14 protein-coding genes, 1 tRNA gene and 1 rRNA gene are annotated in these 26190 nt (G+C 71.5%); 4 read left to right on the forward strand and 12 right to left on the reverse strand.

What is annotated here, in order from left to right:
• The first annotated feature begins 205 nt into the window (after nt 1–205).
• The 3 genes from ACIRC0_RS07715 (at nt 206) to ACIRC0_RS07725 (ending at nt 6830) form a co-directional block, all read left to right on the forward strand.
• Nucleotides 206–5137 (forward strand): ATP-dependent helicase, encoded by a 4932-nt coding sequence (locus ACIRC0_RS07715; RefSeq protein ID WP_403612572.1) that lies wholly within the window; start codon nt 206–208, stop codon nt 5135–5137.
• Between the two features lie 25 nt (nt 5138–5162).
• Nucleotides 5163–6005, forward strand: a complete 843-nt coding sequence (locus ACIRC0_RS07720) for an Fpg/Nei family DNA glycosylase (protein ID WP_403612574.1) — start codon at nt 5163–5165, stop codon at nt 6003–6005.
• Between the two features lie 63 nt (nt 6006–6068).
• A complete protein-coding gene (locus tag ACIRC0_RS07725; RefSeq protein ID WP_403612576.1) occupies nt 6069–6830 on the forward strand; it encodes an SDR family NAD(P)-dependent oxidoreductase in 762 nt (253 codons plus the stop codon).
• Between the two features lie 586 nt (nt 6831–7416).
• On the opposite strand, the gene ACIRC0_RS07730 is transcribed toward ACIRC0_RS07725, so the two are convergent.
• The 9 genes from ACIRC0_RS07730 to ACIRC0_RS07770 all read right to left on the reverse strand — a co-directional run bounded on the left by ACIRC0_RS07730 (nt 7417) and on the right by ACIRC0_RS07770 (nt 21960).
• On the reverse strand, nt 7417–7887 hold the full coding sequence (locus ACIRC0_RS07730; protein ID WP_403612579.1) for a Dps family protein: 471 nt from the start codon (nt 7885–7887) through the stop codon (nt 7417–7419).
• A 205-nt stretch (nt 7888–8092) separates the two neighbouring features.
• Complete coding sequence (locus ACIRC0_RS07735; protein ID WP_103845022.1) at nt 8093–8470, reverse strand: helix-turn-helix domain-containing protein; 378 nt, start codon at nt 8468–8470, stop codon at nt 8093–8095.
• A 109-nt stretch (nt 8471–8579) separates the two neighbouring features.
• Entirely contained in the window at nt 8580–9125 is a 546-nt protein-coding gene (locus ACIRC0_RS07740; RefSeq protein ID WP_403612583.1) for a CinA family protein, read from the reverse strand.
• Nucleotides 9122–9949: a CDP-diacylglycerol--glycerol-3-phosphate 3-phosphatidyltransferase gene (pgsA, locus tag ACIRC0_RS07745; RefSeq protein WP_403612585.1), complete on the reverse strand. Its 828-nt coding sequence runs from the start codon at nt 9947–9949 to the stop codon at nt 9122–9124. The genes ACIRC0_RS07740 and pgsA overlap by 4 nt, the downstream gene beginning before the upstream one ends.
• Entirely contained in the window at nt 9946–11427 is a 1482-nt protein-coding gene (gene rimO, locus ACIRC0_RS07750) for a 30S ribosomal protein S12 methylthiotransferase RimO (RefSeq protein ID WP_403612588.1), read from the reverse strand. Before rimO ends, pgsA begins: the two co-directional genes overlap by 4 nt.
• A gap of 106 nt (nt 11428–11533) precedes the next feature.
• On the reverse strand, nt 11534–12403 hold the full coding sequence (locus tag ACIRC0_RS07755; protein WP_403612590.1) for a helix-turn-helix domain-containing protein: 870 nt from the start codon (nt 12401–12403) through the stop codon (nt 11534–11536).
• 289 nt (nt 12404–12692) lie between these two features.
• Nucleotides 12693–15395 carry a DNA translocase FtsK gene (locus tag ACIRC0_RS07760; RefSeq protein WP_403612592.1) on the reverse strand — a complete coding sequence of 901 codons (2703 nt, stop codon included), beginning with the start codon at nt 15393–15395 and terminating at the stop codon, nt 12693–12695.
• A gap of 138 nt (nt 15396–15533) precedes the next feature.
• The gene (locus ACIRC0_RS07765; protein WP_263232409.1) at nt 15534–16214 is read right to left on the reverse strand and encodes a two-component system response regulator; all 681 of its coding nucleotides are present in this window, start codon (nt 16212–16214) and stop codon (nt 15534–15536) included.
• 286 nt (nt 16215–16500) lie between these two features.
• Complete coding sequence (locus ACIRC0_RS07770) at nt 16501–21960, reverse strand: HAMP domain-containing protein (protein WP_403612595.1); 5460 nt, start codon at nt 21958–21960, stop codon at nt 16501–16503.
• A 376-nt stretch (nt 21961–22336) separates the two neighbouring features.
• Between ACIRC0_RS07770 and ACIRC0_RS07775 the strand changes: the two genes are divergently transcribed.
• Nucleotides 22337–25084 (forward strand): SpoIIE family protein phosphatase, encoded by a 2748-nt coding sequence (locus ACIRC0_RS07775; RefSeq protein ID WP_403612597.1) that lies wholly within the window; start codon nt 22337–22339, stop codon nt 25082–25084.
• A gap of 80 nt (nt 25085–25164) precedes the next feature.
• On the opposite strand, the gene ACIRC0_RS07780 is transcribed toward ACIRC0_RS07775, so the two are convergent.
• The 3 genes from ACIRC0_RS07780 to rrf form a co-directional block, all read right to left on the reverse strand.
• Nucleotides 25165–25237: transfer RNA gene (locus ACIRC0_RS07780), tRNA-Thr, on the reverse strand.
• Nucleotides 25238–25324: 87 nt separating this feature from the next.
• Entirely contained in the window at nt 25325–25987 is a 663-nt protein-coding gene (locus tag ACIRC0_RS07785) for a DegT/DnrJ/EryC1/StrS family aminotransferase (RefSeq protein WP_403612789.1), read from the reverse strand.
• A gap of 112 nt (nt 25988–26099) precedes the next feature.
• A 5S ribosomal RNA gene (rrf, locus tag ACIRC0_RS07790) occupies nt 26100–26190 on the reverse strand; the annotation flags it as partial.

The raw sequence follows: 26190 nt of genomic DNA on the forward strand, positions 1-26190 counted from the left end.
GCACACGGACCGGCCGGCCGGCGGCCGAACGAGCCCGTCACCTCCGGCATCCTGGCCGTCATCGGGCCCGAACCGACCTGCCACGGCCCCTTCCGCACGGCCGGTCGCCCTCGCCCACGATGGCCGCCCTGCCCCGGGCGGGTCGGCTTGCCGTATGTCTTCGCAGGTCACGGGCATTGTCAGTGGGCGGGTGCAGGATGGACGCATGGTCAGCTCCGCACACCCGGCCCTCGACGGCTTCTCACCCGCGACCCGCGCCTGGTTCACGGGGGCGTTCTCCGCGCCCACCGCGGCCCAGGCCGGGGCGTGGCGTGCCATCGCCGCGGGCTCGGACGTGCTCGTGGTGGCCCCGACCGGCTCCGGCAAGACACTGGCCGCCTTCCTCGCCGCGCTGGACCGGCTGGCGGCCACCCCACCGCCGGCCGACCCCAGGAAGCGCTGCCGGGTGCTGTACGTGTCCCCGCTGAAGGCCCTCGCGGTCGACGTGGAGAGGAACCTGCGCAGTCCGCTCACAGGCATCCGCCAGGAGTCGGTCCGGCTCAGCCTGCCCGAGCCGGAGGTGAAGGTGGGCATCCGCTCCGGCGACACCCCGGCCGCCGAGCGCCGCGCCCTGGCCACGCGTCCGCCGGACATCCTGATCACTACTCCGGAGTCGCTGTTCCTGATGCTGACGTCGTCCACGCGCGACGCGCTGACGGGCGTGGAGACGGTCATCCTGGACGAGGTGCACGCGGTCGCGGGCACCAAGCGGGGCGCGCACCTGGCGCTCTCCCTCGAGCGGCTCGACGAGCTGCTGCCGAAGCCCGCGCGCCGCATCGGCCTGTCCGCCACCGTGCGCCCGGTGGACGAGGTGGCCCGCTTCCTTTCCCCACGCCGCAAGGTGGAGATCGTCCAGCCCGAGTCGGGCAAGGAGTTCGACCTCTCGGTCGTCGTGCCCGTCGAGGACCTCGGCGAGCTGGGCGGCTCCCCGGTCTCCGACGGCACCGAGGGCGCGGAGCGCCCGTCCATCTGGCCGCACGTCGAGGAGCGCATCGCCGACCTGGTCCAGGCCCACCGCTCCACCATCGTGTTCGCCAACTCCCGCCGCCTCGCGGAGCGACTGTGCAACCGGCTGAACGAGATCGCCTACGAGAGGGCGACGGGCGAGACGCTGGAGGAGCACCACGCGCCCGCCCAGCTGATGGGGGGCTCCGGCGCGGCCCAAGGGGCACCCCCGGTCCTCGCGCGCGCCCACCACGGGTCGGTCTCCAAGGAGCAGCGCGCTCTCGTCGAGGAGGACCTGAAGGCGGGCCGGCTGCCGGCGGTGGTCGCCACCTCCAGCCTCGAGCTGGGCATCGACATGGGCGCGGTGGACCTCGTCGTCCAGGTCGAGTCGCCGCCGTCCGTGGCGTCCGGACTGCAGCGGGTGGGCCGGGCGGGACACCAGGTCGGCGCGGTCTCCACCGGCGTGGTCTTCCCCAAGTACCGCGGCGACCTCGTACAGGCGGCCGTGGTCACCGAACGGATGCGCACGGGCGCGATCGAGTCGCTGAAGGTTCCGGCGAACCCGCTGGACGTGCTCGCGCAGCAACTCGTCGCGATGACGTCGCTCGACACCTGGCAGTTCGACGACCTCCTAGCGGTGGTGCGCCGGGCGGCGCCGTTCGCCTCGCTGCCGGAGTCGGCGTTCACGGCGGTGCTGGACATGCTCGCGGGCCGCTACCCCTCCGACGCCTTCGCGGAGCTGCGGCCGCGCGTGGTGTGGGACCGCGTCGCGGGCACCATCACCGGCCGCCCCGGCGCCCAGCGGCTCGCCGTCACCTCCGGGGGCACCATCCCTGACCGCGGGCTGTTCGGGGTGTTCCTCGCCGGTGCCGATCCCAAGAAGGGCGGCGGCCGGGTCGGCGAGCTGGACGAGGAGATGGTCTACGAATCCCGGATCGGGGACGTGTTCACCCTCGGCACCAGCTCCTGGCGCATCGAGGACATCACCCGCGACCGCGTCCTGGTCTCCCCCGCGCCCGGCGTCCCCGGCAGGCTGCCGTTCTGGAAGGGCGACCAGCTGGGCCGCCCGCTGGAACTGGGTCGCGCGGTGGGCGCGTTCCTGCGCGAGGTGGGCTCGATGCCCAAGGAGGACGCGCGCCTGAGGCTGCTCGCGGCGGGCCTGGACGCCTGGGCCGCGGACAACGTGCTGTCGTACCTGGACGAACAGCGCGAGGCCTGCGGCCACGTCCCCGACGACCGCACGATCGTCGTCGAGCGGTTCCGTGACGAACTGGGCGACTGGCGGGTCGTGGTGCACTCCCCCTTCGGCGCCCAGGTGCACGCCCCCTGGGCGCTCGCGCTGGGCGCCCGCCTGTCCGAGCGCTACGGCATGGACGCCCAGGTCATGCACGCCGACGACGGCATCGTGCTGCGCCTGCCGGACGCCGACCTGATGGGCCTGGACCTGCTGGATCAGGAACCGATGAGGGCCGGCTCGGAGTACGACGCCGAGCAGGCGCCCGTCGGCGCGGCCGACGTCGCCTTCGACAAGGGCGAGGTCGACCAGATCGTCACCGACCAGGTCGGCGGCTCGGCGCTGTTCGCGTCCCGGTTCCGTGAGTGCGCGGCCCGCGCACTGCTGCTGCCGCGCCGCAACCCGGGCCGGCGCACCCCCCTGTGGCAGCAGCGCCAGCGCGCGGCCCAACTGCTGCAGGTGGCGAGCGAGTTCGGCTCGTTCCCGATCGTCCTGGAGGCGGTACGCGAATGCCTGCAGGACGTCTTCGACGTCCCGGGCCTGATCGAGCTGATGGGCGACCTGGAGTCCCGCAAGGTGCGGCTCGTCGAGGTGACCACCCCCGAGCCGTCACCGTTCGCCCGCTCGCTGCTGTTCGGGTACGTCGCCCAGTTCCTCTACGAGGGGGACTCTCCGCTCGCCGAGCGGCGGGCCGCGGCGCTGTCGCTGGACTCCCGGCTCCTGGCGGAGCTGCTGGGCCAGGCGGAGCTGCGGGAGCTGCTCGACGCGGAGGTCCTGACCGAGCTGGAGCGGGAGCTGCAGTGGCTCACCGAGGATCGGCGTGTCAAGGACGTCGAAGGGGTCGCGGACGTGCTGCGGGTACTGGGACCGCTCACTGACGCCGACCTGGTGGCGCGGGGGGCCGACCCGCAGTGGGCCCGTGAGCTGGCGGCGGCCCGCCGCGCGATCAAGGTCCGGATCGCGGGCGCCGACCACTGGGCGGCGGTCGAGGACGCGGGCCGGCTCCGCGACGCGCTCGGCACGGCGCTGCCCGTCGGCGTCCCGGAGGCGTTCACCGAGCCGGTCAAGGACCCGCTCGGCGACCTCCTCGCCCGGTACGCGCGCACCCACGGTCCCTTCACATCGGCGACGGCGGCCACGCGGTTCGGACTCGGGGTCGCGGTCACCGAGGGCGCGCTGCAACGACTGGCGGCATCCGGGCGGATCGTCCAGGGCGAGTTCCATCCGGCGGGCATCGGCCAGGAGTGGTGCGACGCAGCGGTACTGCGCCGGTTGCGGCGCCGTTCGCTGGCGGCGCTGCGACACGAGCTCGAGCCGGTGCCGGCGCCGGCCCTGGCGCAGTTCCTGCCGCAGTGGCAGCACGTCGGCATCGGGCACGGACTGCGGGGCGTGGACGGACTGGTGCGCGCCATCGAGCAGTTGCAGGGCGCGTCCGTGCCCGCGTCCGCCCTCGAGAAGCTCGTCCTGCCGTCCCGCGTCGCGAACTACACCCCCGCGATGCTGGACGAACTCACGGCCGCCGGGGAGGTGGTGTGGGCGGGCGCGGGCGCGCTGCCCGGCAAGGACGGTTGGATCTCCCTCTACCTGGCGGACGCCGCCCCCGTGCTGCTGCCCGCCCCGCACCCCCTGGAGCCGACCGCCCTGCACCAGTCGATCCTGGACGCCCTCTCGGGCGGCTACGGACTGTTCTTCCGGCAGATCGCCGACCAGGTTCGCGCCACTACCCACCCGGACGTCACCGAGCCTCAACTGGCCGACGCGATCTGGGACCTGGCGTGGTCCGGGCGGCTCACGAACGACACGCTGGCGCCGATGCGGTCCCTGCTCGGCTCGGGCCGCACCGCGGGAGCCACGGCCCACCGCGCCAAGCGCGCGGTTCCACGCGGGCGCTACGGCTCACTGACGGCCGCCGCCCGGCCCCAGTCCCGTACGGGTCCGCCGACCGTCGCCGGCCGTTGGTCCCTGCTGCCCGCACACGAGGCCGACCCCACCGTCCGCGCCCACGCCCTGGCCCGGACGCTGCTCGACCGGCACGGCGTGGTGACCCGGGGGGCGGTAGCCGCGGAGGGGGTGGAGGGCGGCTTCTCGGCCGTGTACCGGGTCCTGTCCGCCTTCGAGGAGAGTGGTCAGGCACGGCGCGGTTATGTCGTCGAGGGACTGGGCGCGGCACAGTTCGCGATGGACGGCGCGGTGGACCGGCTGCGCGCGGTGGCGAACGCCCGCGAGCGGGGCGAACCGCTGCCGGGCGCCGGAGCGGGGCCTGGCGCGGGGAGCGGTTTCGCCGGAGCTCCCACAGACCCGTTCGCCTCCGCCGCAGGCCCGGGCAGCGACGGCCCCGAGGACCCGTTCGACATCGACTTCGCCGACGCCTTCGACATGGGCCCGGCCGCCCAGGACCCGCTGTCCGCCGCGGGCTTCGGGGGCCCCCGCTCGGGGTCCGGCTTCTCCTCCGGGCCTCCCGCCTCCCGGTCGCCCTACGGGCAGCACGGACGAGGGGGCCCGCCGAGCCGCACGCGCACGTCCGGGCCGGCCCGGGCCGTGGTCCTGGCCGCCGCCGACCCCGCGAACGCGTACGGCGCGGCGCTGCCCTGGCCCGAGCCGCCGACGGGTGCGGGGCACAAGCCGGGGCGGAAGGCGGGTTCGCTGGTGGTCCTGGTCGACGGCGAGCTGACGCTCTACGTGGAGCGGGGCGGCAAGACCGTGCTGGCCTGGCCCTCCACCCCGGAGACCGGGCCGACCGAGGACGAGCGTCTGCGTATGGCCGCCGAGGCCCTGGGGACGGCCGCCAGGGCGGGTTCCCTCGGTACCGTGACGGTGGAAAGGATCAACGGAGCCTCGGCCCTGTCGTCCCCCTTCGGCGTCCTCCTGGAAGGAGCGGGCTTCATAGCGACCCCACGGGGACTGCGGATCCGTGCCTGAGCCCCCGACGTGCCACTCTTGAGCCATGCCCGAAGGTGACACCGTCCACCAGGCCGCGAAGCGTCTGCACGGCGCGCTCGCGGGGAAGGTGCTGACCCGTTCCGACCTCCGGGTGCCCAGGTACGCGACGGCCGATCTCACCGGCCGTACCGTCCTGGACGTCACCCCGCGCGGCAAGCACCTGCTGACCCGTATCGAGGGCGGCCTCACGCTGCACTCGCACCTGATGATGGACGGGTCGTGGAAGGTGTTCGCGGCGGGACAGCGCTGGAGCGGCGGTCCCGCCCACCAGATCCGGGCGATCCTCGGCACCGTCGACCGCACGGCGGTCGGCTACCGCCTGCCCGTCCTGGAACTGCTGCGCACCGCCGACGAGCACCGCGCCGTGGGGCACCTCGGCCCCGACCTCCTCGGCCCCGACTGGGACCCCGGCACGGCCCTGGAGAACCTGCTGCGCGACCCCGCCCGCCCCCTCGGCGAGGCCCTGCTCGACCAGCGCAACCTGGCCGGCATCGGCAATGTCTACAAGAGCGAGCTGTGCTTCCTGCTCCGGGTGACCCCGTGGCTCCCCGTCGGCGAGCTCCCGGCCGAGCACGCCGCCCACCTGCCCACCCTCGCCAAGAAGCTGCTGGAGGCGAATCGCGACCGCCCGGCGCGAAACACCACCGGACGGCGCGAACAGAACCTCTTCGTCTACGGACGCGCGCCCCGCCCCTGCCTCCGCTGCGGCTCCCCGGTCCAGGTGGCGGAACAGGGCGACGGCTCCCGGGAGCGGCCCACCTACTGGTGCCCGGCCTGCCAGTGGGGCCCGGCTCCCGCCCCGGGCGCGTCGGACCACCGCCACAGCCGCCCGCGCCCAGCCGATTGACGGACCGGCAATTGACGAACGACCAATTGACGGACCGTCAGATACGCTCGTAGCGTCGCTGTCATGTCCGTCACGGCGTACGACCTCAGCGAACGCACCGTCTTCGTCACCGGCGCCGCGAGCGGCATCGGCCGGGCCACGGCCGTGCTGCTCGCCGAGGCAGGCGCGACGGTGCACTGCGCCGACCGCGACGCGCCGGGACTGCGCGAGACGGCGGCCCTGATCGAGGACCGGGGCGGCACGGCGCACACCCACCACCTGGACGTGACCGACCGGGCCCGGCTCAGGCAGGCGGTCGCGTCCTGCCAGCGCGTCGACGCGCTGGCGGCCGTCGCCGGGATCATGCACACCGGCCCGGTCCTCCAGACACGGGACGAGGACCTGGACCGGGTACTGGCCGTCAACTTCAAGGGGGTCCTGTACGCCTGCCAGGAGGCGGCGCTCCGGATGATCGCGGACGGGACCCGCGGCAGCATCGTCACGATGGCGTCGAGCGCCGTCGACACCGGCGGCCCGGGGCTGCTCTGCTACAGCGCGGCGAAGGCGGCCGTGGTGCAGCTGACGAAGACCCTGGCGACCGAGGTCGGGCCGCACGGCATACGGGTCAACGCCGTGGCACCGGGCTGGACCCGTACGCCGATGACCGACCGGCACGGGGAGGCGCAGGAGCGCACGGAGGCGTTCATGGCGCGGCTGTCACCACTGCGCCGGACCGGCGAACCGCAGGACGTCGCGCACGCCGTGCTGTACCTGGCCTGCGACGCCTCGTCCTTCGTCACGGGGCAGATCCTCCGCCCGAACGGCGGCGTGGCCATGCCCTGGTGACCAGCCGCAGCGACATGACAGGTGCCAGCCGCAGCGCCAGGGCCCGGGGGCGGGCGCGGCCGGGCCGGTCACGGGCTGCCCTCAGGAGTCCCCTGAGCACCCCCGGACGCCGTCGTACCGGCCCCGCACACTCCCCCCTGCGTACCCGCCCCCTCACCCTGGTTGCGCGCCCCTCCCGCGCCCCCTCACGGCCTGCCACCGCCGCCAGGCCCGAGCCCACTGATCCGACCCGGCCGCCCCCACGGCCCTGGCCTTCGGCACACAGTGCACCGGCAGCAGACTCAGTCCCCATCCCCCGATGGCGACCGCACCTTCCAGCACCCCTGCGTCGGGTGCCAGCACGAGTCGGAGCACCCCCCACCACCACAGCGCACCCAGCGCCAGCGCAACCCCCCAGCGCGCCGTGCGCCCCGCCATGGCCGTCACCTCCAACCCGAGGAACCAGACCCTAGACCGGGCCGTCAGCGCCAGGGAGGGCGCACCAGCGGCACACAGGCGCACCGGACCCAGCGCATGCCCCCGGCATCTGGCGCACGCGGCGCACCCCGCGCACACCCCGGCCGGGCCGCCCCGGAGCGCTGTGCGCTCACGCGTTCTCCGCCTGGAACATCCAGTGGTGCTTCTCCAGCTCGGCGGTGACGTTGATGAAGATGTCCTGGCTCACCGGGTCGGCGTCGGCGGTCGTCTGCACCCGTTCCCGCATCCGCGTGATGACCGCGCCGAGGGCGGACACGAGCGTTCCCACCGCGTCCGTGTCCTTGACCCAGCCCTGGGGCACGGAGCCGATGCCGCTGCTCTGGGCGACCGTCGCGGCGCGCCCGTCCGGCGGGACGCCGAGCGCGGAGGCCCGTTCGGCCACGGTGTCGGAGTGCCGCCGTGCGGTGTCGACGACCTCGTCGAGCTGGAGGTGGATGGAACGGAAGCGCGGCCCGACGATGTTCCAGTGGATCTGCTTCGCCACGAGGGAAAGGTCCAGCAGGTCGACCAGGGCGCCCTGCAGCGCCCCGGAGACGGTCTTCAGGTCCGTGTCGGGCAGCGGGCTCTTCACGACGTACATCGGCATCCTCCGCGAGCGTTCGTAAGACCCCGAGCCCCCGCCCCTCCACCATGACGGCCCCGCCCGAACCCGGCAAACGGGAGTCGCGCCGGCGCCGGGAGCGCGCAAGAGCCCCGGCCGGGCCCCTCCAGGTCTCCCCGGAGAAGCCCCGGCCGGGGCTCTCGTACATACAGCTTGCCGCCTCACCCGCTCCCGCGCGTGAGGATCAGGCGGCCACCACGTCCACTGCTTCGGCGGGGGCCTTGATCGTGACCCGTTCCGGTGGGACACCGGTGACGGACACGGAGTTGAGCATCGGGCGACGCACCGGTGCGGGCACCGGCTCGGTGGCCGCCGCCGACTGTGCCAGCTCGGCGAGCGCGAGCTCGTCGCTCACTTCCCGCATGAGCTCGGACATCCGTACGTCCAGCGCGTCGCAGATCGCGGAGAGCAGTTCGGAGGACGCCTCCTTCTGCCCCCGCTCCACCTCGGAGAGATAGCCGAGCGAGACTCGGGCGGTCGAGGAGACTTCGCGCAGAGTACGGCCCTGGCGCTGGCGCTGCCGACGCAGCACGTCACCCAGCAGGCGACGGAGCAGAATCATCGGTGGCTCCCTCCTCGGACCGCGTAGCCGCATCCTTCTCGCCCCACCGTACCGCCTTGCGCCGCGGCCGTGCGGGGAGCGCTGTTGTGTTCACTGAAAGCTGCAAACATCAAGTCCCCCCGTTCTGTTCCGTATCCTGTGCCCGCTCATTCCCGGTCTGTTCGCCCGCAAGCTGCTCCAGGAGCAGTGCGAGCACGCTCCGTACACTCTCCATACGGATTTCCGCACGGTCGCCGTTCAACCGCAGGGAGGCCACTTTCTCGCCACCAAGTTCGTCGGAAACCTCTTCGAGGGGCCCGGCGACGGCCACGAAGACCGTGCCGACCGCCTGTCCGTCCTGTGGGTCGGGGCCGGCCACTCCGGTCGTGGCGAGTCCCCAGTCGGCGCCCAGCGCCTTGCGCACGCCGGCCGCCATCTGCCCCGCGACCTGCGGGTCCACCGCACCGCGGGTATCCAACAGGGTACCGTCCACACCGAGCAGGTCCCGCTTGAGATCGGTGGCGTACGCGGTCACGGAGCCGCGGAAGACCGCGGAGGCCCCGGGCACCGCCGTGAGCTCCGCGGCCACCAGGCCACCGGTCAGCGACTCGGCGACGGCGAGGGTCTCGCCTCTCACCGTGAGTAGTCGCAGCAGCTCGGCGGCCATGGAATTCACCGCTCCGCCTCCTCGGCCGCGGCCCGGCGCTCGGCGATGCCGCGCCTGCGCAGCACAATGGCCTGTCTCACATAGTCGAGCCCGGTCAGCACGGTCAGCACGATGGCCACGGCCATCACCCAGAACCTCAGAGTCGCCAGCCAACCTGTGAGCGCCAGCACATACATGCCGACCGCCACGCCCTGCGTCAGCGTCTTCAGCTTGCCGCCCCGGCTCGCCGGGATCACCCCGTAGCGGATGACGAGGAAGCGCAGCAGGGTGATACCGAGCTCGCGGCCGAGTATGACGGCCGTCACCCACCACGGCAGATCGCCGAGGGCGGACAGACAGATCAGCGCCGCACCCATGATCGCCTTGTCGGCGATGGGGTCGGCGATCTTCCCGAAGTCGGTGACCAGGTTGTAGGTGCGGGCCAGATGGCCGTCGAACAGGTCGGTGATCATGGCGATGGCGAAGGCCGCCCAGGCGAGCGAGCGCCATGCCGGGTCATAGCCGCCGTCGGCCAGCATGAGGGCGACGAAGCCCGGGACGAGGAGCAGGCGGAGCATCGTCAGGAGGTTGGCGACGTTCCAGACGCTGGCCTGATTGACCGCGGCGGCCGTCAGCTTGCCGCCCCGCGCCGACCGTGCGCCCTCCTGCCCGTCGGCAGGGCCGGAGCCGCCGGGTGCGTCCGGGCCGCTGACGGACTTGGCGACCGAGGCACCGGCGGGCCCTTTGGCCGGCTTGGCCCCGGTCCTGCCGGTCGCGCCCGAGGCGCCCGGCGTGGACGCCGCTCCACGCGCACCGGAGGAGCCACCCGCCGCGGAGGCTGGGATTCCGGTCATCTGCCCGCCTCCTCAGGACACCCGTGCGCCCCCGCAAGGGGCTCGGCCACCAGATCGACACCTTCCGTACCGACCACCTTCGCCTCGACCATACGGCCGACGCTCAGGCCTTCGCCCCTCGTGAACAGCACCTGGCCGTCCGTCTCGGGCGCCTGGTGCGCGGCTCGGCCGTACGCGGCGGCCTCGTCGTCGTCCTCGTCCACCGACTCCACGAGCACGTGGACGGTCTCGCCGACGCGCTCCTCGGCGCGCTGGGACACCAGTTCCTCGGCGAGCCGGGAGATGTGGGCCAGCCGCTCGGCGACGACGTCCTCGTCGAGCTTGTTGTCGTACGTGGCGGCCTCCGTGCCCTCCTCGTCGGAGTAGCCGAAGACACCGATCGCGTCCAGCCGGGCGCCGTTCAGGAAGCGCTCCAGTTCGGCCAGGTCGGCCTCGGTCTCGCCGGGGAAGCCCACGATGAAGTTGGAGCGCACGCCCGCCTCGGGTGCCTTGCCGCGGATCGTGTCGAGCAGCTCCAGGAAGCGGTCGGTGTCGCCGAAGCGCCGCATGGCGCGCAGCACGCCGGGCGCGGAGTGCTGGAAGGACAGGTCGAAGTACGGCGCGACCTTCGGGGTCGAGGTCAGCACGTCGATCAGGCCCGGGCGCATCTCGGCGGGCTGGAGGTAGCTGACGCGGACCCGCTCGATGCCGTCCACATCGGCCAGCTCCGGCAGCAGGGACTCCAGGAGGCGGATGTCGCCCAGGTCCTTGCCGTAGGAGGTGTTGTTCTCGGAGACCAGCATGATCTCCTTCACGCCCTGTTCGGCCAGCCAGCGGGTCTCGTTCAGCACGTCGCTCGGGCGGCGTGAGATGAAGGAGCCCCGGAAGGAGGGGATGGCGCAGAAGGAGCAGCGCCGGTCGCAGCCGGAGGCGAGCTTGACCGAGGCGACGGGCGAGCCGTCGAGCCGGCGGCGCAGCGGCGCCCTGGGGCCCGAGGCCGGGGCGACGCCCTCGGGGAGGTCCGCCGGGGTACCGTGCCCGGGCAGGGCCACGTCGGCCGCCGACTGCCGCTCCGCGGGGCTGATCGGCAGCAGCTTGCGGCGGTCGCGCGGGGTGTGGGAGGCGTGGATGCCGCCGGACAGGATGGTCTGGAGCCGGTCGGAGATGTCCGCGTAGTCGTCGAAGCCGAGCACGCCGTCGGCCTCCGGAAGGGCCTCGGCCAGCTCCTTGCCGTACCGCTCGGCCATGCAGCCGACCGCCACCACGGCCCGGGTTCTGCCGTGTCCCTTGAGGTCGTTCGCCTCCAGGAGGGCGTCCACAGAGTCCTTCTTGGCGGCCTCGACGAAGCCGCAGGTGTTCACCACGGCGACGTCCGCGTCCTCGGCGTCCTCCACGAGCTGCCAGCCGTCCGCCTCCAAACGGCCTGCGAGCTCCTCCGAGTCCACCTCGTTACGGGCGCAGCCAAGGGTGACGAGTGCGACGGTACGGCGTTCAGGCATGGGCTCAAGACTACTTCGTCCCACTGACAGCCCACGTCGACGGGGTTGGCCGATCTTGGCCAACCCCGTGTGTCCGTGCCCCTTGAGTCCCGCTGAGTGCCGCCCGTCAGCCGGTGACGGGGTCGCCCTTGGTGTAGGTCAGGCGCTCGACCTGGCCGGGGCGGAAGTCGTCCTGGATCTTCTTGCCGTTGACGTAGAGCTGGATGGCGCCCGCGTCGCCGAGGACGAGGTCGATCTTCTCCTTGTCCTGGAAGGTCTGCGAGTCGCCCTTCTTGAGCAGCCCGTCGAAGAGGGTTCGGCCGTTGTGGTCCTTGGCGGAGATCCAGCTGCGGCCGTCGGTGGCGCTCACCTGGACCGTCACCTTGTCCCGGGGCGCGGCCGCGATGGCGCTCTCGGACGGCTCGGGCTTCTGTTCGGCGGGCTTGCTGCTCTTGGGCGTGGGCGAGGCGGACTTTCCGGTGGTCGCCGTGGGGCCCTTGGCGACCGGCGTTTCGGCGGTGTCCGAACTGCCGGTCCCCTTGATCAGGGTGAATCCGACGAAGCCGATCACCACGACTATGGCGGCGACCATGGCCGCGGTCCAGTTGGGCGAGCGCCGGTCGGGCCGGATGCGCTCCGCCTCGAAGAGCGGGGCCGCCGGGGTCGGGGCGGGCCGTGCGCCGTGCTCGGCGGCGTACTGATCCAGCAGAGGGGCCGGGTCGAGGTGCACCGCGCGCGCGAGCGTGCGGATGTGACCGCGGGCGTAGACGTCGCCGCCGCAGGGGGCGAAGTTGTCCTCTTCGATCGCGTGCACGATGGCGACACGGACCCGGGTGGCGTTGCTGACGTCGTCGACGGTCAGCCCGGCCGCGATCCGCGCCTGTCGCAGGGCCCGGCCGATCGAGGGGCGATCCGACGCGGAGGCGTCGTCACGGCCGTCTTCGAACGGACGAGCGTCCTCAGGGGAGTTGCCGTCAGGGGAGTTGCCGATGGACACGGGGGCGCCTTTCGAGCGTGTAGCCACCTGTGCTGGAAGTTCAGTCTAGGAGGGGTGCGAAAGGGTGGGGCAACCGGGCGGTAGGACTTTGTACGCCATCAGAATGGCCGGTCATCCTGATGTCGGGAGACAGGTCTGTTCTCTCTCAACTTGACGTTCGATGGCGGGAAACGGTTGCTCACGGAACACTTACGAGTGGGTCACGGCCGAGCGTCCGAGCGCCCCGCCGGGCGCACTCGGACCCGCTCGGCCGGCCCTCTCGCGGGGCGGCCCGGGACCGTCCGGATCCCTACTGTTGAGACTCCCCACGGATGAGGGCGAGCACGCCGTCCAACTCGTCGGGTTTCACGAGAACGTCACGTGCCTTGGACCCCTCGCTGGGACCGACGATGTTCCGCGACTCCATGAGGTCCATCAGCCGCCCGGCCTTGGCGAAGCCGACGCGCAGCTTCCGCTGGAGCATCGAGGTGGATCCGAACTGGGTGGAGACGACCAGCTCGGCGGCCTGGCACAGCAGGTCGAGGTCGTCGCCGATGTCCTCGTCGATCTCCTTCTTCTGCTTGCCGCCGACCACGACGTCGTCCCGGAAGACGGGCGTCATCTGCTCCTTGCAGTGCCGGACGACGGCCGCGACCTCCTCCTCGGTCACGAACGCGCCCTGCATGCGCACCGGTTTGTTCGCGCCCATCGGCAGGAACAGCCCGTCGCCCTTGCCGATCAGCTTCTCGGCGCCGGGCTGGTCGAGGATGACGCGCGAGTCGGCCAGGGAGGAGGTCGCGAAGGCGAGCCGGGAGGGCACGTTCGCCTTGATCAGGCCGGTGACGACGTCCACGGACGGCCGCTGCGTGGCGAGCACCAGGTGGATGCCGGCGGCGCGTGCGAGCTGCGTGATGCGCACGATCGCGTCCTCGACGTCCCGGGGCGCGACCATCATCAGGTCGGCCAGCTCGTCGACGATCACCAGCAGGTACGGGTAGGGCTGCAGGTCACGTTCGCTGCCCTCCTGCGGCTTCACCTTGCCGTGCCGGACGGCCTCGTTGAAGTCGTCGATGTGCCGGAAGCCGTACGCCGCCAGGTCGTCGTAGCGCAGGTCCATCTCGCGCACGACCCACTGGAGCGCCTCGGCGGCCCGCTTGGGGTTGGTGATGATCGGCGTGATCAGGTGCGGGATGCCCTCGTACGCGGTCAGCTCGACCCGCTTGGGGTCGACGAGGACCATGCGCACGTCCTCCGGGGTCGCGCGCATCATGACCGAGGTGATCAGGCAGTTGATGCACGACGACTTGCCGGAGCCGGTGGCGCCGGCGACCAGCAGGTGCGGCATCTTGGCCAGGCTGTGCATGACGTAGCCGCCCTCGACGTCCTTGCCGAACGCGACCAGCATCGGGTCGTCGTCCTCGGCGGACTCGGCGAGGCGCAGCACATCACCGAGGTTGACCATCTCCCGGTCGGTGTTCGGGATCTCGATGCCGACCGCGGACTTGCCGGGGATCGGGCTGATGATCCGCACGTCGGGGCTGGCGACGGCGTACGCGATGTTCTTGGTGAGCGCGGTGATCCGCTCCACCTTGACGGCGGGGCCGAGCTCGACCTCGTACCGGGTGACCGTCGGGCCGCGGGTGAAGCCGGTGACGCGGGCGTCGACCTTGAACTCGGTGAAGACGTTGGTGAGTGCGTCGACGACGGCGTCGTTGGCGGCGCTGCGCGCCTTGCCGGGACCGCCCCGGTGGAGCAGGTCCAGGGAGGGCAGGGCGTAGGTGATGTCGCCGGACAACTGCAGCTGCTCGGCGCGCGCCGGCAGCTCGCGGGGCTCCTGCGGGGCCTTCTTCGTCAGGTCGGGCACCGCGGCCTGGGACGCGGACTCCTCCGGCTGGGGGCGCGCGGCCGGCACGGGCGTCGGCGTGGTCGGCTCCCGGTCGGCGACGCTCACGCCCTGAGTGAGGTCGGCGACGACCGGGGACGGCGGCATGCCGTGCAGGACGGCACCGTCCAGGGCAGCGGCGGCGGCCGCCGCGACGTCCACGGCGTCCATCTTCCTGCCCATGGCGGGCTGCTGCACGGCGGGGCGCCGGGGACGGCCGCGGCGCCGGGAGAGCGCCTCCTGCTCGGCTCCGTCCGGGTCGTACACGTCGGGGGCGGGGCCACGGCGCCGGGTGCGGGGCAGCGCCTCGCGCCACTGCTCGTCGTAGCGTTCGTCGTCCTCGGTCAGGAACTCGTCCTGCGGGTCGTGCAGGAGCCCGAGCCTGAGGCCGAGGTGGCGCAGCCGCCGCGGGATGGCGGTGACGGGGGTGGCGGTGACGACGAGGACGCCGAAGAACGTGAGCAGGACGAGCAGCGCCACGGCGAGGGCGTCGCCCATGGTGTACGTCAGCGGGGTGGCCGCGGCCCAGCCGATGAGCCCGCCGGCGTCCCTTATCGCCTGCATGCCGTCGCTGCGCGCGGGGGCGCCGCAGGCGATGTGCACCTGGCCGAGCACGCCGAGGACGAGCGCGGACAGGCCGATGACGATGCGGCCGTTGGCCTCCGGCCGCTCCGGGTGGAGGATCAGGCGCACGGCGATCACGCCGAGCAGGAGCGGCACCAGCAGGTCGAGGCGGCCGAAGGCGCCGGTCACCAGCATCTCGACGAGGTCGCCCACGGGACCGCGAAGATTGGCCCAGGTGCCGGCGGCGACGATCAGCGACAGCGCGAGCAGCAGGAGCGCGAGACCGTCCTTGCGGTGCGCCGGGTCGAGCCCCTTCGCGCCCCGCCCCAGGCCGCGGAACAGGGCTCCGACGGCGTGCGCGGCGCCGAGCCACAGGGCGCGTACGAGTCTGTACACGCCCGCGGTCGGGTTGGGCGCCGGTGCGGGGGCGGCCTTCTTCGCCGCTGCCTTCTTGGCGGGCGCCTTCTTGGCGGCGGCTTTCTTGGCGGGGGCCTTCTTCGCCGGAGCCTTCCTGGGAGCGGCCGCCTTCTTCGCGGGCGACTTCTTGGCTGCGGGACGTGGGGCCATGGGTGTGAGATTACCGGTGGAAAGCGCAGGGAACACGCGCCCCTGCGGCTTCACCCGTTCGTGTCGCCTCAGGAGAGGCGCGAAGTTGACGTCGCCTCAACCGGGCGTTCACGGCGCCGACCCGGTCACCGCCACGCGTCAGTTCTGCGAAGGCACCGACGGCGCCCCGCTGCCCGTCCCCGGCTCCAACGCGTCCAGCGCCCTGCGCAGGCCGGTGAGTTTGCGCTCGAGGTGGGCCGCCGTCGCCACCGCGGCCGCGTCCGCGGACTCGTCGTCCAGCTGCTTGGACAGTGCTTCCGCCTGCTCCTCCACCGCCGCGAGCCGCGCCGAGAGCTCGGCGAGGATGCCCGCCGGCTCCTTGCTGTCGCCGCCCCCGGACTTGCCGCCCTCCAGCTGGAGCCGCAGCAGGGCCGCCTGCTCCCGCAGTTGGCAGTTCTTCATGTACAGCTCGACGAAAACGGAGACCTTCGCCCGCAGCACCCACGGGTCGAACGGCTTGGAGATGTAGTCCACCGCACCCGCCGCGTACCCCCGGAAGGTGTGGTGCGGGCCGTGGTTGATGGCGGTCAGGAAGATGATCGGGATGTCCCGGGTGCGCTCGCGCCGCTTGATGTGCGCGGCGGTCTCGAACCCGTCCATTCCCGGCATCTGGACGTCCAGCAGAATCACCGCGAAGTCGTCCGTCAGCAGCGCCTTGAGCGCTTCCTCCCCGGACGATGCCCTGACCAGCGTCTGATCGAGCGCAGAGAGGATGGCCTCCAGCGCCAGCAGATTCTCCGGCCGGTCATCGACCAGGAGGATCTTGGCCTTCTGCACCATGGCCCGCCCTCCTCGCCCCGGCTTGGGGCCTCCCCTGTCCACAGGACTCGGGATGACGCCGCCCGGCGCCGCCCCAGGGGACGACTCCCTTGCGCCGCCCGTCCTTGTGCCGGTCATCGTAGCCGCACCCCGCCCGTCGCCACACCCTGTCACCGCGATGTCACTGTGCACATACCAGAAACGCGGCAGGAGACGAGAAGGTTCCCCGCACACCACACTTCTACACGGCTCTCGCCACCCTCAGTCGGCAACTCCGCGTGAACGGCAGGCGTTCTCCGCCATCCCTTCACTCCCCGCGCATCCACTGTTCCATCACCGAAAGAAGATGATCGGGATCGACCGGCTTGGTCACATAGTCGGATGCGCCCGACTCGATGGCCTTCTCCCGGTCGCCCTTCATCGCCTTCGCCGTCAGCGCGATGATCGGCAGCCCCGCGAACTGCGGCATCCGCCGGATCGCGGTGGTCGTGGCGTACCCGTCCATCTCCGGCATCATGATGTCCATCAGGACGACCGCCACGTCGTCGTGCTGTTCCAGTACCTCGATGCCCTCACGGCCGTTCTCGGCGTACAGCACCGACAGACCGTGCTGCTCCAGGACACTGGTCAGCGCGAAGACGTTGCGGATGTCGTCGTCGACGATCAGCACCTTCTCGCTGTCGAACCGCACGCCCTGCCGTGGCAGCAAGCCCCCCTGAGGCTCACCGCCGACCTGCTCCTGGCCCGCTCCGCCCCGGCCCGCGGTCACGGCCCTGCGGCGGCGCCGGAAGAGCGCCGCGGGACCGTTCTGGGTCTCCTGGTACGACTTCACCTCGGCCGGGGTCTCGATGTCCGGCGCGGACAGCTCGGCCTCGGAGGCCAGCAGCTCACCGGCCTCCAGGGCGGGCGCGAGCTGCGAGTAGCCGTGCGGCGGCAGTTCGCTCGGGTGCAGCGGCAGGTACAGGGTGAACGTCGAGCCGCGGCCGGGCTCGCTCTGCGCGTGGATCTCACCTCCGAGCAGCCGGGCGATCTCCCTCGAGATGGACAGCCCGAGGCCCGTACCGCCGTACTTGCGGCTGGTGGTGCCGTCGGCCTGCTTGAACGCCTCGAAGATCACCCGCATCTTGCTCGCCGGGATGCCGATGCCGGTGTCGGCCACCGAGAACGCGATCATCTCCGAGTCCGCATCCCGCAGCGAGCCGGCCTCCAGCAGCTGCTCCCGGATGGCCACCGGGACGTCGCCGCCCGCGGGCCGGATGACCAGTTCCACGGCCCCGGTGTCGGTGAACTTCACCGCGTTGGACAGCAGGTTGCGCAGCACCTGCAGCAGCCGCTGCTCGTCGGTGTGCAGCGTGGCCGGCAGCTCCGGCGACACCCGGACCGAGAAGTCGAGGCCCTTCTCCGCGGTCAGCGGCCGGAAGGTGGCCTCCACGTAGTCCACCAGCTGGACGAGCGCGATCCGCGTCGGGGAGACGTCCATCTTGCCCGCCTCGACCTTCGACAGGTCCAGGATGTCGTTGATCAGCTGGAGGAGGTCCGAGCCGGCGCCGTGGATGGTCTCGGCGAACTCCACCTGCTTCGGCGAGAGGTTGCCCTCGGCGTTGTCGGCCAGCAGCTTGGCCAGGATCAGCAGCGAGTTGAGCGGCGTGCGCAGCTCGTGCGACATGTTGGCCAGGAACTCGCTCTTGTAGCGCATGGACACCGCGAGCTGCTCGGCGCGCTCCTCCAGGACCTGCCGCGCCTCCTCGATCTCGGTGTTCTTGACCTCGATGTCGCGGTTCTGCTGGGCCAGCAGCTCGGCCTTCTCCTCCAGTTCGGCGTTGGACGCCTGGAGGGCCTTCTGCCGCTGCTCCAACTCCTCCGACCGCAGCCTCAGTTGCTCGGTCAGCTCCTGCGACTGCTTCAGCAGCACCTCCGTCTTGGTGTTGACGGAGATGGTGTTGACGCTGGTCGCGATCATCTCGGCGATCTGGTTGAGGAAGTCCTTCTGGATCTGCGTGAACGGCGTGAAGGACGCCAGCTCGATGACGCCGAGCACCTTCCCCTCGAAGAGCACCGGAATGACGATCACCTGGGCGGGCGGCGCCTCCCCGAGCCCGGAGGAGATCTTCAGATAGCCGCTGGGGGCGTTCTCCACCAGGATCGTGCGCTTCTCCATGGCCGCCGTCCCGATCAGCGCCTCACCCGGCCGGAACGACGTCGGCATGGAGCCCATCGAGTAGCCGTAGGAGCCCAGCATGCGCAGCTCGTACTGGTCGTCGTTCTCGGCGCTCACGTCCTGGCCGTCGACCAGCGGCATCGCGACGAAGAACGCGCCGTGCTGCGCGGAGACCACCGGCGTCAGCTCGCTCATGATCAGCGACGCCACGTCCTCCAGGTCACGGCGGCCCTGCATCAGCGCGGAGATACGGGCCAGGTTGCCCTTGAGCCAGTCCTGCTCCTTGTTCGCGATCGTGGTGTCGCGCAGGTTGGCGATCATCTTGTTGATGTAGTCCTGAAGCTCCTGGATCTCCCCGGAGGCGTCCACGTCGATCTTCAGGTTGAGGTCGCCGCGCGTCACCGCGGTCGCCACGCGCGCGATGGCGCGCACCTGCCGGGTCAGGTTCCCGGCCATCTCGTTCACGGACTCCGTCAGGTCCCGCCAGGTGCCGTCGACATCCCGCACGCGTGCCTGACCGCCGAGCTGACCCTCCGTGCCCACCTCGCGGGCCACGCGCGTGACCTCCTCCGCGAAGGAGGACAGCTGGTCGACCATCGTGTTGATGGTGGTCTTCAGCTCCAGGATCTCACCGCGCGCGTCGATGTCGATCTTCTTGGTCAGGTCGCCCTTGGCGATCGCCGTGGTCACCATGGCGATGTTGCGCACCTGACCGGTCAGGTTCGACGCCATCTGGTTCACGGACTCCGTGAGGTCCTTCCACGTGCCGGCCACGCCCGGAACGTAGGCCTGGCCGCCCAGGATGCCGTCCGTGCCCACCTCGCGGGCCACCTTGGTGACCTGGTCGGCGAACGAACTCAGCGTCTTCACCATCGTGTTGAAGGTGTCCGCGAGCTGCGCGACCTCGCCACGCGCCTCGATGGTCACCGTCCGTGTCAGGTCGCCGTTGGCGACCGCCGCCGCGACCTGGGAGATGTTCCGCACCTGCATGGTCAGGTTGTTGGCCATGAGGTTGACGTTGTCGCTGAGGTCCTTCCAGATGCCCGTGACACCGGGGACGTGCGCCTGACCGCCCAGGATGCCCTCGGTGCCCACCTCGCGGGCCACCCGCGTCACCTGCTCGGCGAACGACGACAGCTGGTCGACCATCGTGTTGACGGTGGTGACCAGTTCGAGGATCTCGCCCTTGGCGTCGACGGTGATCTTCTTGGACAGGTCGCCCTTGGCGACAGCGGTCGTGACCTCGGCGATGTTGCGCACCTGCATGGTCAGGTTGTTCGCCATGCCGTTCACGGACTGCGTGAGGTCCTTCCAGGTGCCGGAGACGCCCTGCACCTCGGCCTGACCGCCCAGGATGCCCTCCGTACCGACCTCACGGGCGACGCGCGTGACCTCCTGGGCGAACGACGACAGCTGGTCCACCATCGTGTTCAGCGTGTTCTTCAGCTCCAGGATCTCCCCGCGCGCGTCCACGGTGATCTTCTGGGAGAGGTCACCGCGCGCCACGGCGGTCGCGACCTGCGCGATGTTGCGCACCTGCGCGGTGAGGTTGCCGGCCATGCCGTTCACGGAGTCCGTGAGGTCGCGCCACACGCCGGCCACTCCCGGCACCTGCGCCTGACCGCCCAGCCGGCCCTCCGTGCCCACCTCTCGGGCCACCCGCGTCACCTGCTCGGCGAAGGCGGAGAGCTGGTCGACCATCGTGTTGATGGTGTTCTTCAGCTCCAGGATCTCACCGCGCGCGTCCACGTCGATCTTCTGCGACAGATCGCCGCGCGCCACGGCCGTCGTCACCTGCGCGATGTTGCGCACCTGACCGGTCAGGTTGGACGCCATCGAGTTGACGGAGTCGGTGAGCTCCTTCCACGTGCCCGACACGCCGTCCACGCGGGCCTGGCCGCCCAGGCGGCCCTCCGTGCCCACGTCCCGGGCCATGCGGGTCACCTGGTCGGCGAAGCTCGACAGCTGGTCCACCATCGTGTTCACGGTGTTCTTCAGCTGGAGCATCTCGCCGGAGACGTCCACGGTGACCTTCTGCGACAGGTCGCCGTTGGCCACCGCCGTCGTCACCTGCGCGATGTTGCGGACCTGACCGGTGAGGTTGCGGAAAGCGGTGTTGACGGAGTCCGTCAGGTCCTTCCACGTACCGGCCGCGCCCGGCACCTGAGCCTGACCGCCCAGCTCACCCTCGACGCCGATCTCCCGCGCCACGCGCGTGACCTCGGCACCGAACGCCGACAGCTGGTCGACCATGCCGTTGACGGTGTTCTTCAGCTCGAGCATCTCGCCGGCGACGTCGACCGTGACCTTCTGCGACATGTCGCCGTTGGCCACCGCCGTCGTCACCGCGGCGATGTCCCGCACCTGGGTGGTCAGATTCCGGAAGACCGTGTTCACCGAATCGGTGAGGTCCTTCCACGTTCCCGCCGCACCCGGCACGTTCGCCTGGCCGCCGAGCTGCCCCTCGGCGCCCACCTCGTTGGCCACGCGCGTGACCTCGTCCGCGAAGATCCGCAGCGTCTCGGTCATCTGGTTGATCGTCTCGGCGAGGCGCGCGACCTCGCCGCGCGCCGGCACGGTGACCTTCTGCGACAGGTCACCGTTGGCGACGGCCGTGGTGACCTGCGCGATCCCGCGAACCTGGGCCGTCAGGTTGCCGGCCATCACGTTCACCGAGTCGGTGAGGTCCTTCCACACCCCGGCGACGCCCGGCACCTGCGCCTGGCCGCCCAGGATGCCCTCCGTGCCGACCTCGCGGGCCACCCGCGTCACCTCGGACGAGAAGGCGGACAGTTGCTCCACCATCGTGTTGACGGTGTTCTTCAGCTCCAGCATCTCGCCGGCGACATGCACCGTGACCTTGCGCGACAGATCACCCTTAGCGACTGCCGTCGTCACCAGCGCGATGTCCCGCACCTGCGCGGTCAGCCGGTAGGCCATCGTGTTGACCGACTCCGTCAGGTCCTTCCACGAACCGGACATACCGCGCAGCCGGGCCTGCCCGCCCAGCTTGCCCTCGGTGCCCACCTCGATGGCGACCCGCGTGACCTCGTCGGTGAACGTCGACAGCTGGTCGACCAGATTGTTGACGGTGCGGGCGACCTTCAGGAACTCGCCGCGCAGCGGATGCCCCGTCCCCTCCGGACCCGGCGCCCGCAGCTCCATGCGCGGCGACAGATCGCCCTCGGCCACCGCGGACAGCACCCGGCTGACCTCGGAGACCGGCCGGACGAGATCGTCCACGAGCGCGTTGGACGCCTCGATCGCCGTCGCCCAGGAACCCTCACAGGCACCCGTCTCCAGCCGCTCGGTGAGCTTGCCCTCACGCCCGACCACACGCCGCACCCGCGCCAGCTCACCGGTCAGATGCAGGTTCCGGTCGGCCACCTCGTTGAAGACGGCGGCGATCTCGGACATGACCCCGTCACCGGAGACGGTCAGCCGCTTACGGAAGTTGCCGTCCCTCATCGACACCAGGGCCGCCAGCAGCCGGTTCAGGGCCGCCGTGTCCACCTCGGTGGTTGCGCCCCGCCCCGCGCGCTGGTTGCCCAGGGACTGTCCGCCTTTCGCGCGCGTCTTCGTGCCACGCGTCGCTGCGCCAGACTCCACTGTGTCCCTCCCGCAGGGATCGACCATCACTGCTGTGCTCAGGGGTACTGCTCGACATAACGGTTACCGATGCGTAGTCCTGCCCGCTCCAGCCAGGCACACGCGCGTGCTCCTGCCCGGCGTGGCAGAAGACACTCGGCCCGCCGGACCTTCTCCTAGAAGCTTGCCCAGTGTTTCACCATGCCGGAACCAGGCCATAACAGTTCGGCAGCTTCGCACACGCTCCGCACACCCTCTGGACGTAAACACCCGCGACCGGCATCCGCATGGACGGCGAAGGTAAGTAACCTTGCATGCGGCTGTCCAGCCGCAGCGGTCGACCGGCCTGGGCGGTGGCACGAGCACGAGCGGGCAGGCATCGGAGGGGCGCCGCACCATGACCACCGGACTGCATCCCGGGGGACCACCCCAGGATCCCCGGCAGAGTGAGGACGAGCCACTGCCTCGGCAGGAGGGGGTCGGCCCGGGAGCCCTGCACGTCGAGAACCGGACGAGGAGTTCTGTGATCACCGCCCGCGCGGCCGCCAGCTTCGAGCCCGTCGGACGATCGGTCGCGAGCGCCCGGTCCTTCGTCCGCGACACCCTCCAGGGCTGGGGTTTCGCCGACATCGTCGACGACGCCGTGGTCCTCACCAGCGAGCTCGTCACCAACGCCGTCGTCCACGCGGGCACCGCCGCGGACGTCCTGTGCCTGCGCAGCGACGATGGCGTACGCATCGAGGTCGCCGACCGGTATCCGGAGCGCGAGATCCCGCTGCAGTCGACCGCCGTCGACATGGGCAGCCCAGACCGGGAGGGCGGCCGCGGCCTGCAGCTCTGCGCCGCCCTGGCCGGCCGCTGGGGCGTGGAGTACACGCCCACGCACAAACAGGTCTGGTTCCAGCTCGACCTCCCCGAGCGCCCGGTCGGCACGCGCGCGGCGGGCCCCGCCCTCCCCCCCGACCTGCTGCCGCTCGCCGACGGCCGGGTCCGCGTCGCGGTCGTCCAGATCGACCGCTCCGGCTGCATCACCGCCTGGAACGAGGACGCGGAGGAACTGTTCGGCTATGCCGGTGAGCAGGTCACCGGCAAGCCGCTCACCGACCTCGCGGCCTGGCCGCACACCCCGGGCATCGGCACGGGCATCGCCGAGGCCCTCCAGCTCTCCCGCTGGGAGGGCAGCTACGGCATCCGCGGCGCCGACGGCCGCGTGATCCCCGTCTACGCCTCCCACCTGCGTGTGCGCGACACGGCGGGCGAGCCGTCCACGGTCTGCCTGCTGGTGCGCGACCACGAGCGGGCCGTCCTGCAGACCCCGCTGCGCGGCCCGGCCCCCGACACGACCACGGCCGCGGACGGCCAGACGGCCGACCCCTTCGAGGTCTTCATCGGCTCCCCCGCCCCCGACGACCTCGACGGCCTGCTGCAGCGCACGGTGGAACGGGCCCGCGACATGCTCGACGGCGACGCGGCCTTCCTGCTGCTGGCCACCGACGACGAGACGGAGCTGGAGGTACGCGCCTCCACGGGCCTGCCCTCCGCCCGCCAGCGCTTCGCCCGCGTCCCCGTCGAGGCCGGCCCCGGCCGCTACGGCTCGGCCCGCATGCCGGCCGTCCACGACGACCTCACGGCCGTACCGGGCGCGGTCCCGCTGCTGAACGGCACCGGTATGCGCTCGGTGGTGACGGTCCCGCTGAAGGTCGAGGGCCGGCTCACCGGCTCCCTCGGCGTGGCGGCGGAGGCCCCCTCCCGGTACTCCAACGAGGAGGCGCTGCGCCTTCAGTTCGCGGCAGACCGCATCGCCCTCGCCGTGGAATCGGCCCGCCTGGGCGAGCTGGAACGCCTGCGCCGCGGCTCCCTGAGCTTCCTCGTGGAGGCCTCCGACCTCCTCGCGGGCACCCTGGACCGCGACCAGACGCTGGCGCTGATGGCCCAGATGACGATCCCGACCCTGGCCACCTGGTGCGCGGTCTACACGATCGCCGACCAGGCCTCCGAGCCGTACCTGTCGTACGTCCTGCACGAGGACGAGGACCGCATCGACGGCCTCAAGGCCCTCCTGTCCAAGATCCCGCCCCCGGAGCCGATCCCCACACCGGGCGCCCGCATCTGGACGGCCCCCGGGGAGGCGGCCCACCAGGCGGCCCTGCGCACCTCCATGCGGAGCCTCGGCCTCGGCGAGCCGGCGACGGTCAGCTCCGGCATCGGCACGACGCTGGCGACGGCCTCGGCGGTGGGAGGCGAAACGGTCGTACTGCCGCTGGTGGCCCGCAACCGCGTCATCGGCATGCTGACGCTGGGCAAGCCGACGGACGAACACTTCCGGCAGGAGATCCTGGAACTGGCCGAGGACTTGAGCCGCCGGGCCGCCCTCGCCCTGGACAACGCCCGGCTGTACTCGGAGCGCACGGCCATCAGCCAGTCCCTCCAGCGCAGCCTGCTCCCACCGGGACTGCCGCAGATCGACGGCGTCGAGGTGGAGGTCATCTACCGCGCGGCCGGCGAGGGCAACGAGGTCGGCGGCGACTTCTACGACCTGTTCCCGATCCGCGACGGCGCGTACGGCTTCGCCATCGGCGACGTCTGCGGTACGGGACCGGAGGCCGCCGCGGTCACGGGCCTGGCCCGCCATGCCCTGCGGCTGCTGGCCCGCGAGGGCTTCGGCGGCCCGGCCGTCCTGGAACGCCTGAACTCCGCGATTCTCGACGAGGGCGCCCGCAGCCGCTTCCTGACGCTCCTCTACGGCGAGTTGTGGCCGCAGGAGGACGGCAGCGCGGTGCTGAAGGTGGTCTGCGCAGGCCATCCGCTGCCGCTCCGGCTGCGCCAGGACGGCACGGTGGAGCCGGCGGCCGAACCGCAGCCGCTCCTCGGCGTCATGGAGGACCTGGAGCTGTACGAGCAGACGGTGACGCTCGACCCGGGCGACGTCCTGCTGTGCGTCACGGACGGCGTCACGGAACGCCGCGAGGGCCGGCGCATGCTGGGCGACGACGGTCTCGCGGACGTGCTGACCACCTGCACTGGCCTTACGGCGGGCGCGGTGGCGGCCCGCATCATGCGGGCGGTGGAACGCTTCGCCTCCGACGCCCCGTCGGACGACATGGCGATTCTGGCGATGCGTGTCCCGGACCTTCCCAAGGAGTGAGAGTCCGGGACACGGGTCCGGGGCATGGGTCCCGGACATAAGAGAAAGGCCCCGCCCTGTTGGGCGAGGCCTTTTCTTCGAGCCCCCAAACGGAATCGAACCGTTGACCTTCTCCTTACCATGGAGACGCTCTGCCGACTGAGCTATAGGGGCTTGTCGCGCTTTCCGAGGTTTCCCTCGCGGCAACGGGATAGATCATACCCCGACCTGACGTGTGCTCCCAACCGTCGGGGCACCGGTTCAGAAAGCGGGCTGCAGCAGTCCGCCCAGGGCGTTGCACGCGGAGACGATCCTGTTCATCTCACGCTTGGTCAGGGACCCGTCCACCGGTAGCGAGAGCGTCTCGTCGGCGGCCCGCTCGGTCTCCGGCAGATACACGTCGCGCCGGAACTTCGGCATACGGTGCACGGGCGTCTTCACCGGAACCCGGCACTCAACTCCCCTGGCGCGCACGGCTCGTGCGAAGGCGTCGCGGTCGGGCCGACCGTTGCCCGGTACCCGCACGACGTACTGCTGATAGGTGTGGCCGCCGCCGTCCTCGGGCGTGCGCACGCCCCGCAGCCGCTTGTCGAGGTAGGCCGCCCGCTCGCGCCGCTGCGCCACCTCGGCGTACGGCGTCTCGGACTCGCCCTGCTCCAGCACCAGCAGACCGTGTCGCTGCCCGACCTCGTGAAGCGCGGCGACATCGGCCTGCCGTCCGAAGCGGTGCACGACGACGACCGCGGCGGTCCGGGAGTTCACCACGGCCTCCACGGCCGCCGGGTCCAGGCAGTACGTCGCCGGGTCTATTTCGGCGAAGACCGGCGTCGCACCCGCCGAGGCCACGGCCTCGGCCACCTCGATGTTGCCGAACGCCGGCACGATGACCTCGTCACCGCGGCCGACACCTGCGGCCGTGAGCATTCCAGCAGTACCCATGGCTGGGATGCTGGTCCGGCAACGTGAACGCGAAGTGACGCGCAACGCAAAAGAGCGGGTCCCTGAACCGAAGTTCGGGGACCCGCTCTGAAGAATTGTTCGGCGGTGTCCTACTCTCCCACAGGGTCCCCCCTGCAGTACCATCGGCGCTGTAAGGCTTAGCTTCCGGGTTCGGAATGTAACCGGGC

Origin of the sequence: Streptomyces sp. NPDC093984 (assembly GCF_044764595.1) — a bacterium.
GTDB lineage: Bacteria > Actinomycetota > Actinomycetes > Streptomycetales > Streptomycetaceae > Streptomyces > Streptomyces cynarae.